The following is a 12,171-nucleotide window of genomic DNA, read 5'->3' as shown; positions in this document are numbered from 1 at the left end:
ACACCATCGAACCGATCCGCCGGGAACGGGACGACGATCCAGTGATCACACGTGTGATGGAAGAGGCTTGGCAAACGACATGCATGGAACCGGAACCGCTGGCGCCGATTGAGCCGCCAGTGATCGGTTGGCAGCTCACGCTGCGCCTCGATGGCGAGGCGGTCGAACAGCGCAAGTTCGCCGGTGGCGAAGATGCCTATGCAGCGGCGCAGGGCGCAGACTGCGCGTGGCTGGAGCAACATGGATGGGATTGCGTGCACACGTTCACCGCACGTGCCATCCAGGTCTGGCAACGCATGGCGTGGGGTCAGAGGCGCAAACGGAACTGGATGCCTTCGAGGCCGACTGGGGCGGCAAGTACCGTGCCGTGGTGCGATTGTGGCGCGGGAACTGGGACAGCATTATTCCGTTCTTCCAGTTCCTGCCGGAGATCCGCAAGGTGATCTACACGACCAACGCGATCGAATCGTTGAACATGGTCATGCGCAAGTACACCCGCAACCGCCGCATCTTCCCGAACGACGAGGCAGCGCTCAAGGGACTGTTCCTGGCGATCCGGGAGGCATCGAAGAACTGGAAATCGATCCATCACTGGAAGCCGGCCTTGCAGAGCTTCCAGCTGATGTTCGGCGAGGAGCGCGTGCCGCTGGATGCGCTGTGAAAACTGAGGTTACACAGTTCGTTTGACAGACCCAACTCAGTTACACAGTTCGTTTGACAGACCCGAAACTCGGTCGCCCAGATACTCCGCCAGTTCCTCGGTATCGCGCCTGACCGCCTGGCGTGCGCGTTGCAGGCGCAGCCGCAATGCCGTCGGCCATTGCGACTCGGGCGGCGGGCTTTCAAAGTGTCCCGAAATACCTTCGCCGCCGCCCTGGACTTGCGGTTCCTCTGGAAGAACCCGTCCTTGCCCAGCAGGGCGGGCAGAAAGTACGGATTGATCGCCAAAGTGGCGATGATCGCGTTCCCCTCCCGGCCGGGCTGCCCTGACTCGCGATGAAACCCGGCCAATGGTCAACGGGACCATCGGTTCGCGCGGCGCCTGCAGGCGCGCCGTCTCGAGCAGCTCCAGCGCACCGACGGAATCGCCGCGCTGGAAGGAGTGCACTCCCGAGCTGAATAATGCTTGCAGATGGCTTGGATCCAGTTGCGGATCCGGGTCCATATGCGTTCGGCTTCCTGCCAGCGGCCCTCCGCCGCTGCCGCAGCCGTCACGTTCACCAGCGCTGTCAGTTCCCCGCTCACCTGCAATTTCCCTTGCGACGCCCGTGGAGCCCAATCTTCAAAACCAGTGTCTCCAGGAGGTACGCGCGCGACAAAGCGGCTCGGCGGAGTATCCGCCGAGCCGCGCATAACATCACAAAACTCGCACCATTAAGAAACCAAAAGAAACAAAGCTGCCTAAAGCCGCCATGACTGCGCCAGATACTGACAGAGTTCTTTTGGTAGCAACATGCCCCTCTGCTAGCTCGTTCTTCAACGCAAGATACGACAGAACGAAAGCGGACACAGCCAGTAATCCAGTTAGCGCTAGCGCCATATGTGGAATGAGTGGCACAACAACAATTCCCTCAGGCGTGTCAGATATCGTACCAGTCGCGGAAACCGTAGACAATCCAAAAAGTAAAGAAAAAAAGCCGCATACTAATGACCAGACGGCCTTTGTCATATCAATTAAAGCCTTTGGTACATGTAATCCAGACACGGCCGTTCCTTTCCCCACCCTCGCACCTATAGGTTACGTTACCAGTTCCAATTAACGTGGAACCTGCCCCAAGATCTCCTGCATAGCCAATAAAGCGATACATTCCTCTCTCCCCTTGGAATCTCCATATTTTACTTGGAATTTCCTTAGCTTCCTCAGGAAGCTCATACCCACCACAAAGCTTCGCTGTTCCCGGGGTGACCTCAAGGTCCCGCTTGGCATAGTCATAGTGAAATCGTATGCTACTGCCATCGAGGAATACCCTGTGATTGCCCGTGTTCAAATAACGGTAATCTAGGCTGAATAATCCACCCACGAACGCCATTGCCGGCAGGGAATCGTAATAGAATCTATTTAGCCAATCAATTCTAGTCATTGAACCTTTTATTTCTGAGACCAACTGATTCTTGTACGCAGAATCTCTTATTACGTCGTATGCAGTCCTGACCGTGTCAGGAACATCTCGACAGTCGGGCTCTGAAGAGATCACTCCGTCTGCGAGAGTGTAGTTACTCCCCCCATCGGCTGGAGGAATATATCCATTCTCATCAAACATAAATTCTAGAGAGTTTCCGTTTCTCTGATATGCAGTTCGTGCGGCCGCAAAAGCATTTACAATGGCCGTTGGTGTGGTTCCTTTTTGAACAAACCAACGATACGGCCTACCCTCTTGGCCAGTTGCATACCAACCCACATAGTAGACATCAACCTTGTTGCCGTTGAAATCATAAACGGCGACATCGAAGTAGTCACCTGGGCGTGGGTAGGGCTTCAGAGCCTGCGCAACCTGCTTAGCTCTAGTTTCTTTTACGGTTTCACTGCAGCCTATGCATTCTGCGCTTGGCATAGGGTCTGCGTAAGCCGAAAACGCGGGGAACGCCGCAACAAAGAAAGAACAAAGATAAGGCAGGAAGCGCCGTTGGAAGCGAGGCGTTTCCACCTTTGCCATGTCATGTGACATATAATTCTCCTTACGTCCGAATGTAATTGAGAAGTAAACAGCCTGGCGTCGCCGAGGCCACTTTCATATATAGTCATGTACAGCTTTCATGTCAAATTCATAAAAGAACTGATCAAAAAGGATCCTGGGCCAGAGCAGAAGTGCGAATGCTTGCGGCACCTAGTCGAGGTACACGCACAGCCGCTGCGCCGATCCTGTGACTGCGTCGGGTTTTGCGGCGGCGTGGTAACGGCGCCGCTGGACGTGCCCCGCAGCCTTTCGAAATGGAACGATCGTCGACCAAGTACGGCGTGTGCTGGGAACCCATGCAACGCATGGTCTTCCGGATAACTCGACGGCGGGGTGCTCTGAGATGTAATTCGCAACCCGTGGTGCATGAGCGATCCCGGCATAGACCATCATCGGCACAGCCGACCACTTCGGTTCCGCAGCTAGGCATCCGAATGCAGTAGGTCCGCAGAAATACGCATGTGCTCTTCGGACAGCTCCCGTGGCAGCCGGGCGCCATAGCCCTCGAGATGCACGGCGAAGCCCTTGAGCTCGACGACCCAATCACCGTGATCCAAGCTCAGCAGCCGCTCCAGATTGATGGCTTCAAGCGGAAGCCCACCCAGATACAGATCCGTCGTGTCCGGCAACACACCTATCGGCGTCTGTACGCCTTCCGCCCGGCCCTCCACCCGGCCGATGATCCACTCCAGCACCCGCAGGTTCTCGCTGAAGCCGGGCCACAGGAACCTGCCATCCGCGTCCTTGCGGAACCAGTTGACGTGGAAGATCTTCGGCAGCTTGGCGCCCGGCTTGTCGAACGAGAGCCAGTGGGCGAAGTAGTCGCCGAAGTGATAGCCGCAGAACGGCTTCATCGCCATCGGGTCGCGACGGACGACGCCGGTCTTGCCGGCGGCGGCGGCGGTGGTCTCGGAGGCCATCGCGGCGCCGACCAGGACGCCGTGGGTCCAGTCGCGGGCTTCGAATACCAGCGGCACCAGCGAGGCGCGGCGGCCGCCGAACACGATCGCCGAGATCGGCACGCCCTGCGGATCCTCCGCATGCGGGGAGTACGTCGGACACTGCTTCGCCGAAACGGTGAAGCGCGAGTTCGGATGCGCGGCCGGGCCGTTGGCCGGATCGTACGGCCGCCCCTGCCAGTCCAGCGCCGGCACGCGATCGTCCAGGCCTTCCCACCACGGCTGGTTGTCGTCGGTGACGGCGACGTTGGTGAAGATGGTGTCGCGCGCGATCGTGGCGAGCGCGTTCGGATTCGACCTGGCCGAGGTGCCCGGCGCGACGCCGAAGAAGCCCGCCTCCGGGTTGATCGCCCACAGCCGGCCGTCCTCGCCCGGCCGCATCCAGCAGATGTCGTCGCCCACGGTCCAGACCTTCCAGTCGGCCTCGCGGTAGCGCTCCGGCGGGATCAGCATCGCCAGGTTGGTCTTGCCGCAGGCGCTGGGGAATGCGGCAGCGATGTAGTGCGTCTCGCCCTGCGGATTCTCGATGCCGACGATCAGCATGTGCTCGGCCAGCCAGCCTTCCTGCCGCGCCTGCCAGGAGGCAATGCGCAAGGCGTGGCACTTCTTGCCAAGCAGCGCGTTGCCGCCGTAGCCCGAACCGTAGGACTTGATCGCCAGCTCCTCCGGGAAATGCATGATGAAGCGCCGCTCCGGATCGAGCTCGCCGAGCGAATGCAGTCCCTTGACGAACGTGTCCGTCCGCTCGCCGCGAGCGGCCCCCTCGCGCTCGATCCGCGCCAGCGCCGCGGCGCCCATGCGGGTCATGATGCGCATGTTGGCGACCACGTACGGCGAGTCGGTGATCTCCACACCGCAGCGCGCCAGTGGCGAATCGATCGGGCCCATGCAATACGGCACCACGTACAACGTGCGCCCGCGCATGCAGCCCTCGAACAACGCGTCGATCTTCGCGTGCGCCTCGGTCGGCGCCATCCAGTGGTTGTTGGGGCCGGCGTCGTCGCGCTCGCGAGTGCAGACGAAGGTCAGGTGTTCGACGCGGGCGACATCGTCCGGATCGGAGCGATGCAGCCAGCAGTTCGGGTGCGTCTCCCGGTTCAACGGCGACAGGGTGCCGTCGGCCTGCATCCGCGCCAGCAGCGCGTCGTATTCCGCCTGGCTGCCATCGCACCAGTGGATGCGCTCCGGACGGGTCAGCGCCGCCACCTCCTCCACCCAGCGGTTCAGCGCCTCCAGGCGACTGCCGCGCGCAGGATCGGTGTCGTGCAACGGCGTGACTGCGTTCATGCGCCCTCCCAGGCGGTATTGTCCCGGGACATTCTAGGGATCGCCGCCGGCCGGGTCTTGCTGCACCTGCACCAGCGGCTGAACGAAGGGGCGACCGCAGCGCCCACGCCAAGCGACGCGCCGTGCGGGCGCACCCAGCCTGCCCCGAAAAAGCCGCGTCCGCGCGAGCCGGCATCGACACGGCCCGCGTATGGACGCCATGAAGACGTCAGCGCGTCAGCGAGGGATCAGCGTCGCCATCACGTGTTCGATGTACTCGTCGAACGTGTCGTGGTCGAGCCGCGACTGCGGCAATTGCAGCGACAGCTGCAGGAAGCCGACATACGCGGTGTAGGCGAGACGGGCACGGTGCTGGGCCGCGCTGCGGCCGAAGCCCACCTGGCGGAACGAGGCGGTGAGATATTCCAGCCGGCGCTCGGAAACGCGGCCGATCACCGGCTGCACGATCGGATGGTCCAGCGCCTGCAGCATGGCGCTGTAGATCACGTGCGACTTGATCTCGTGCGCGACCATGTGGATCAGCGCACGCAGCCGCTCGTGCGGATCGGAGATCTTCTCCAGTTCGCCGAACACCGCTTCCTGCTCCACGTTCTCCCAGCGCTCCAGCGCCGCCTGCAGCAGCGCGTCGCGCGAGGGGAAATGCCAGTAGAAGCTGCCCTTGGTCACGCCCAGGCGCCGCGCCAGCGGCTCCACCGCGACGGCGGCTACGCCCTGCTCGGCGATCAGGTCCAGGGCCGCCTGTGCCCAGTCCTCGGCGCTGAGGCGGCCGCTGCGTTCCGGCGGTTTCGGGGTCGGCTTGCCGGAAGCCGGGGCGGCGGCGGATGTCATGCCGATCAGTGTATCCATACGCCGGCGTGCGCAAAAGGTTCGTCATGCGCCGGGGACGTCCCGTCCGGCATCATTGACAGGATCGGACGGGCTTACCATACTTGAGCGTATGGTCAATGCCGCCCGCGCACGCCGGGGCGGCCACGACTCCATCCACCGAGCCTCGCCGTCCCTGGAGTGCCACATGAGCGTCGCGATTCCCTTCCTCGCCTTTCTCCTCGCCGGCGCCTTCGCCGCCTACCACCGGCTGCGGCTGGCGGTGTGGGCCGCGATCACCGCCACCCTGCTGGTCGCCTGCTGGCTGCTCGGCGCCAATGCGGTCGCAATCGCGATCGCGGCCGTGGTGGTCGCGCTGATCGCGATCCCGCTGCTGATCCCGGGCATCCGCCGGCCGCTGATCACCAAGCCGCTGCTGGGCTTCTACCTGAAGATCCTGCCGCCGCTGTCGGAGACCGAGCGCACCGCGCTGGAAGCGGGCACCGTCGGCTTCGAGGGCGAACTGTTTTCCGGCAAGCCCGACTGGCAGGTGCTGCTCGACCAGCCCAATGCGCTGCTGAGCGCCGAGGAGCAGGCGTTCGTGGACGGGCCCACCGAGGAACTGTGCCGGATGACCAACGACTGGGAGATCACCCACGTCGACGCCGACCTGCCACCGGCGATGTGGGCGTTCATCAAGAAGAACAAGTTCTTCGGCATGATCATCCCGAAGGAGTACGGCGGGCTCGGCTTCACCGCGCTGGCCAACCACAAGGTCATCCAGAAGCTGGCCTCGATCTCCAGCGTGGTCAGCTCCACCGTCGGCGTGCCCAACTCGCTCGGCCCCGGCGAGCTGTTGATGCACTACGGCACCCAGGAACAGAAGGAACATTACCTGCCGCGCCTGGCCGACGGACGCGAGGTGCCGTGCTTCGCCCTGACCGGTCCGTTTGCCGGCTCCGACGCCACCTCGATCCCGGACTACGGCATCGTCGCCATGGGCGAGTGGAACGGCGCGCGCGTGGTCGGGATCAAGCTCACCTTCGACAAGCGCTACATCACCCTCGCGCCGGTCGCCACCCTGATCGGCCTGGCCTTCCGCATGTACGACCCGGAGGGCCTGCTCGGCGAGAAGAAGGACATCGGCATCACCCTGGCGCTGGTGCCGCGCGAGACGCCCGGCATCGAGATCGGCCGCCGCCATTTCCCGCTCAACAGCCCGTTCCAGAACGGCCCGATCCGCGGCAAGGAGGTCTTCATCCCGCTCAGCCAGCTGATCGGCGGCGAGGCCTACGCCGGCAAGGGCTGGCAGATGCTGGTCGAGTGCCTGTCGATCGGCCGTTCGATCACCCTGCCGTCCTCGGGCAGCGGCGGCGCCAAGATGGGCGCGATCGTCACCGGCGCCTACGCCCGCATCCGCAAGCAGTTCGGGCTGTCGGTCGGACGCTTCGAGGGCGTGGAGGAGGCACTGGCACGCATCGGCGGCCGCGCCTTCGCGATCAGCGCACTGGCGCAGGCGACCGCGGCCGCGGTCGCGCGCGGCGAGAACCCCGCCGTGCCCTCCACCATCGCCAAGTACCACTGCACCGAGATGGCGCGCGAGGTCTCGCGCGACGTGATGGACATCCATGGCGGCAAGGGCATCATCCTCGGCCCGCGCAACTACGCCGGGCGCAACTGGCAGGCGGTGCCGATCATGATCACGGTGGAGGGTGCCAACATCATGACCCGCAGCCTGATGATCTTCGGCCAGGGCGCGATCCTCTGCCATCCGTGGGTGCTCAAGGAAATGAAGGCCGCGCAACTCGAGGACGCGCACGAGCGCCTGCACGAGTTCGACCGCAACCTGTTCGGCCATATCGGCTTCGCCATCTCCAACGCCGTGCGCAGCCTGTGGTTCGGCCTGACCGGCGCCAAGTTCGGCGACGCCCCAGGCGACGCCTACACCCGTCGCTACTACCGCAAGCTCAACCGCTACTCGGCGGCGCTGGCGTTGATGGCCGATACCTCGATGCTGCTGCTCGGCGGCAAGCTCAAGTTCAAGGAGTCGCTGTCCGGCCGCCTGGGCGACGTGCTCAGCCAGCTCTACATCGCCAGCAGCATGCTCAAGCGCTACGAGGACCAGGAGCGTCCCGTCGGCGACCAGCCGCTGCTGGCGTGGGCGTTCCACGACTGCGTGCACAAGATCGAGATGGCGCTCTCCGGAGCGCTGCGCAACTTCCCGATCCGTCCGGTCGGCTGGCTGCTGTGGGCGCTGATCTTCCCGTTCGGCCGCCGCGCAGTGGCGCCGAGCGACCGCCTCGGGCACCGCGTCGCCTCGCTGCTGATGAATCCCAACGACGCCCGCGACCGCCTGGCCGAGGACGTGTTCACCACGCCTTGCGCCAACAACCCTGCCGGTCGCATCAACAGCTACCTGGTCAAGGCGATCCAGGCCGAGCCGGTCGAGCGCAAGTTCCTCAAGGCGCTCAAGAACAGCGACATCGAGGCGCTGGACTTCGACACCCAGCTCGACGAGGGCGTGCGCGAGGGCTGGATCACCGCCGACGAGCGCGTGCTGCTGGAAGAGCTGCGCGAACTCACGCTCGACACCATCAGCGTCGACGATTTCGATCCGCACGAACTGGTCGCCGCGAGCCACTACGACCGGGCGCAGGGCAAGGGCTCGTCGCGCGAAGCGGCCTGAACCCATCCGCTGCGTGCTCATGGGCATGCCTTACGTCGTTACCTTGATTGCACGCCCCGCCACCATGGCGGGGCCTGAATGGAGCCAGCGTCGTGGGGGCATCGGTGCTGTCGCTCTACCGCAGGTTCGAGCGACAGCCGCTGGGGCGGTGGCTGTTCTCGCGGCTGGTGTGCTGGAAGGCGCCGTACTTCGCCGGCATCCGCCCCGCGCTGGTGTCGCTGGAACCCGGCCGCGGCGTGGCGACCATCCGCCACCGCCGCCACGTCACCAACCACCTGGGCACGGTGCACGCGATCGCGCTGTGCAACCTGGCCGAGTTCATCGGCGGGCTGACCACCGACGCCAGCATCCCGGCCGGCATGCGCTGGATTCCCAAGGGCATGCAGGTCGAATACCTGAAGAAGGCGCGCGGCACGATGCGTGCGGTCGCCACGCCCGGCTTCCCGCCGCACGCGGCAGATGCGGGCTACGAGCTTCCGGTGCAGGTGGTCGTCGGCGATCCGCAAGACGACGTGGTGTTCCGCGCCCGGATCTCCATGTGGGTCTCGCCGCGTGCCGCCGCGGGCGAAAGCGCCGCAACCACCGGATAGCGGAGGTCGCGCGATGTCGAACGAACGGTTGATCCTGCTCTGCGGGCTGCACAGCCTCGGCTTCGCGCTGTTCCACCTGGCGTTCTGGAAGCTGTTCGACTGGAAACACGAGTTGCGCAAGGTCGGCCTGCCCACCCGTGCGATCACCCAGATCCTCAACCTGCGCCTGGTCTATGTGTTCGCCGGCATCGCCGCGATCTGCTTCCTGTTTCCTGCCGAGCTGTACGGTACGCCGCTCGGGCGCGCGCTGCTGCTGTTCATGGCGCTGTTCTGGGCCGGCCGCACGATCGAGCAGTTCGTGTTCCTGCGCGTCAACCGGCCGATGGTGCATGTACTGACCGGGCTGTTCGTGCTCGGCGCAGTGCTGTTCACGCTGCCGCTGTTCGGATAAACGATCCGCTGCAAGCCACGGAACTTCCGCCCCGTAGAGCGGAGCTTGCTCCGCTGCTTTCGGCTCCGCTGCCGTGGTCGCGCGGCGTCCGGCTCCGGTGGGTTGCGCAGCCGAGCAAGCTCGGCTCTACGGGTGTGGGTCCAGACGGATACGGTGCGGTGCGGAGGGTGTGCGTGCGATGCCGGCATGCGGCGGGATGCATGACATTGCTTCACGTCGCTTCCGGTCATGCCTCCAGTCACGCCTCCGGCGCTGTCTCGCGCGCATGCCAGGCACGCAGCACCTCGGCCTCGCGCTCGGCCGACAGCCCGGCTTTCAGCCCCGCCCGCCGCTCCTCCGGCAGCGACCGCCACCACGCCAGTGCGGCACTCACGGTCTCGTCCAGCGGGCGGTGGCGCAGGCCGGCCTGCTGCGCCCGCTCGGTGCTGGTGCTGCCGAACCCGGCGTAGTCGCCCACGGCCGGGATCCACACTGGCATGTCCTGCCACGGGCTGACCGACTGCGCGGCCAGGAACTCCACCGGCACCCAGGTCAGCGTCGAATCGTGCCCGGCCGGCTGCGGGCACGGTGCGCGCACGCAGTTGATCGTGTTGGCGCGCCTGGCCGCCGCCTGGCAGCTGGCCAGCAGCGCGCCCATGGTCAGCGCGTCGGCCGGCGCATCGGCGTTGAAGACATCCACGGTGCCGGACTCGATCAGGTGCAGCATGAAGGCCGCCAGGTCGCGCACGTCGATGAACTGCGTGGGCTCCCCGGCGCCGCCCGGCGCCAGGATCTCGCCGCCGCGGTCGGCGCGTGCCGGCCAGTAGGTGAAGCGGTCGGTGGGATCCCCCGGCCCGACGATCAGACCCGGTCTCACCACCGTCACGCGTCCCGGCATGGCGGTCTCGGCGGCGCGTTCGCACAGGGCCTTGAGCCCGCCGTAGGTCTCGCCGGTGACCTCGGTCACCGTGGGATCTGCAAGCGTCGCGAGCGGGCTGTCCTCGTCGTTGGCGATGTCGTTGCGGGCATAGACCGACACCGTCGAGATGATCTGGTAGTGCTTCACGCGCGATGCCAGCAGCTCGGCGCTGCGGGTGACGTCGGCGGGGATGTAGGCCGAGGTGTCCAGCACCGCGTCCCACTCGCGATCGCCCTCCAGCGCCGACAGGTCGCTCTTGCGATCGCCGCGCAGCTGTTCTATGTCGCCGAATTCGGCGCCGTCGAACCGCGCCGGGTTGGTCTTGCCGCGGTTGAACAGCGTCAGCCGGTGCCCGCGCGCACGCGCCGCCTCGACGAAGTGCGGGCCGAGGAAGCCGGTGCCGCCGAGGACCAGGATGCGCAGCGGTTCGGCGGCGCGCCCGGAGGCGCTCCAGACTGAGGCCGGCAACGCGAACAGGCCGGCGGCGGACAGACCGGCGGACAGGAACTCACGACGACTCTGCATGGCGGCGGACCTCGCTGGCGTGTTCCGGCAGCCTGCGCTGCTCCCGCACCACCCGCCATGCGCCGAAGGTCATGCCTGCGGCGACCCCCAGGCCCGCCAGGAACACCACGCTGGAGCCGAACCCGGCCAGCAGCTTGTGCACCCAGACGAAGGTGACGTCGCCGCCACGGTAGACCGCGGTGTCGATCACCGCCTTGGCCTTGTAGCGCGATTCGCGCGCCATGCGCGTGTACAGGGTCTCGCGCGCGGGCTTGTTGAGCGAGAACTCGCTGGCCCGGGTGACCACCTGTACCACCGCCACCAGCAGCGGCAACGGCGAGGCCGACAGCAGCGAGAAACCGACCAGGATCGCCACCGCCGGCAGCAGCAACAACGGCGCCACGCCGTAGCGACGCAGCAGCCAGCGGGTCAGCAGCACCTGGACCACGATGGTGAGCGTGTTCACCGCCCAGTCGATGGTGGAGTAGTAGCGGGTCGCGGCCTCGGCGGTGGGATAGAACTCGCGCACGATCGCCGCCTGCTCGTTGTACAGCAGCGTGCCGACCCCGACGCCGAAGAACATCAGGATCGACAGCGCGCGCAGCAGCGGATCCTGCCAGGCCAGGCGCAACCCGGCCCAGACCGAGCCTCCCATCGGCCGTTCGCCGCTCTGCTCGTGGTGGGACCGCTCGCGGCGGACCGCCCAGGGCCGCAGCTTGACGATGCACAGCAGGCAGAGCGCCATGAATCCCGCCGACACCAGCAGCAGGTTGGCCACGCCCAGCGGCTCGACCAGCATCCGGGTGAGGGCCGGCCCCGACAACGCGCCGAGGGTGCCGCCGGCGCCGATGTAGCCGTAGACCTGCTTGGCCTGGTCGTTGTCGAACACGTCGGCCATGAAGCTCCAGAACACCGTCACCGCGAACAGGTTGAACACCGCGATGTACACGAAGAACAGCGCGCCGCGGCCCGACGCATCGGTGTCGAACGCCCACCAGAAGCCGCCGAGGCAGGCGATGAACACCAGGTACACCACCGGCAGGAACACCCGCCGCGGGAACCGCGCCACCAGCGCGCCGTACACCGGCTGCAGCAGCAGCATCGCGAAGAAGGTCCCGGTGAACAGGATCTGCAGCGTGTAGTCGCCGAGCGCGATGCCGCGCGCGCCGGCCAGGTCCAGCAGCCAGCGCGGGAACACGGCCGTCGCATCGCTCGAAGCGCCCATGGCGTCGCGCACCGGCCGCAGCACGTAGTAGCCGCACAGCAACGAGAAGAAGTACAGCAGCGCCCACCACAACGCGGGCGAGGCGACGAGTGCGGCGCGGAAGCGCGCGATGCGCTGCTTCGGGACTTCGGCGGTCATGAACGTGGCTGCGC

At 65.5% G+C, this 12,171-nt stretch carries 10 protein-coding genes and 1 pseudogene; 4 read left to right on the top strand and 7 right to left on the bottom strand.

What is annotated here, in order from left to right; translation table 11 throughout:
• Positions 1-310: 310 nt before the first annotated feature.
• A pseudogene (locus AB5T46_RS16880) lies at positions 311-661 on the top strand (transposase); the annotation flags it as partial.
• 36 nt (positions 662-697) lie between these two features.
• Here AB5T46_RS16880 and AB5T46_RS16875 read toward each other — a convergent pair.
• The 5 genes from AB5T46_RS16875 to AB5T46_RS16855 form a co-directional block, all read right to left on the bottom strand.
• Positions 698-1,165 (bottom strand): hypothetical protein, encoded by a 468-nt coding sequence (locus AB5T46_RS16875; RefSeq protein WP_370565224.1) that lies wholly within the window; start codon positions 1,163-1,165, stop codon positions 698-700.
• A 192-nt stretch (positions 1,166-1,357) separates the two neighbouring features.
• Entirely contained in the window at positions 1,358-1,669 is a 312-nt protein-coding gene (locus AB5T46_RS16870) for a hypothetical protein (RefSeq protein ID WP_370565223.1), read from the bottom strand.
• A gap of 1 nt (position 1,670) precedes the next feature.
• A complete protein-coding gene (locus tag AB5T46_RS16865) occupies positions 1,671-2,666 on the bottom strand; it encodes a hypothetical protein (protein ID WP_370565221.1) in 996 nt (331 codons plus the stop codon).
• A gap of 431 nt (positions 2,667-3,097) precedes the next feature.
• The gene (locus AB5T46_RS16860) at positions 3,098-4,921 is read right to left on the bottom strand and encodes a phosphoenolpyruvate carboxykinase (GTP) (protein WP_370565220.1); all 1,824 of its coding nucleotides are present in this window, start codon (positions 4,919-4,921) and stop codon (positions 3,098-3,100) included.
• A gap of 216 nt (positions 4,922-5,137) precedes the next feature.
• Positions 5,138-5,749, bottom strand: coding sequence for a TetR/AcrR family transcriptional regulator (locus AB5T46_RS16855; protein ID WP_370565219.1), 612 nt, complete (start codon positions 5,747-5,749; stop codon positions 5,138-5,140).
• Between the two features lie 184 nt (positions 5,750-5,933).
• On the opposite strand from AB5T46_RS16855, the gene AB5T46_RS16850 reads away from it, so the two are divergent.
• From AB5T46_RS16850 to AB5T46_RS16840, 3 genes are all read left to right on the top strand, one after another.
• A complete protein-coding gene (locus AB5T46_RS16850; RefSeq protein WP_370565218.1) occupies positions 5,934-8,411 on the top strand; it encodes an acyl-CoA dehydrogenase in 2,478 nt (825 codons plus the stop codon).
• Positions 8,412-8,503: 92 nt separating this feature from the next.
• Positions 8,504-9,001: a hotdog fold domain-containing protein gene (locus AB5T46_RS16845; RefSeq protein ID WP_370565217.1), complete on the top strand. Its 498-nt coding sequence runs from the start codon at positions 8,504-8,506 to the stop codon at positions 8,999-9,001.
• Positions 9,002-9,014: 13 nt separating this feature from the next.
• Positions 9,015-9,392, top strand: a complete 378-nt coding sequence (locus tag AB5T46_RS16840) for a hypothetical protein (protein WP_370565216.1) — start codon at positions 9,015-9,017, stop codon at positions 9,390-9,392.
• A 238-nt stretch (positions 9,393-9,630) separates the two neighbouring features.
• On the opposite strand, the gene AB5T46_RS16835 is transcribed toward AB5T46_RS16840, so the two are convergent.
• Positions 9,631-10,815, bottom strand: a complete 1,185-nt coding sequence (locus tag AB5T46_RS16835) for an NAD-dependent epimerase/dehydratase family protein (RefSeq protein ID WP_370565214.1) — start codon at positions 10,813-10,815, stop codon at positions 9,631-9,633.
• On the bottom strand, positions 10,799-12,157 hold the full coding sequence (locus AB5T46_RS16830) for an NTP/NDP exchange transporter (protein ID WP_370565213.1): 1,359 nt from the start codon (positions 12,155-12,157) through the stop codon (positions 10,799-10,801). The genes AB5T46_RS16835 and AB5T46_RS16830 overlap by 17 nt, the downstream gene beginning before the upstream one ends.
• Positions 12,158-12,171: the final 14 nt, after the last annotated feature.

This window comes from Luteimonas salinilitoris, assembly GCF_041300785.1.
GTDB classification, from domain to species: domain Bacteria; phylum Pseudomonadota; class Gammaproteobacteria; order Xanthomonadales; family Xanthomonadaceae; genus Luteimonas; species Luteimonas salinilitoris.
This window is presented reverse-complemented; position numbering and strand designations above follow the sequence as displayed.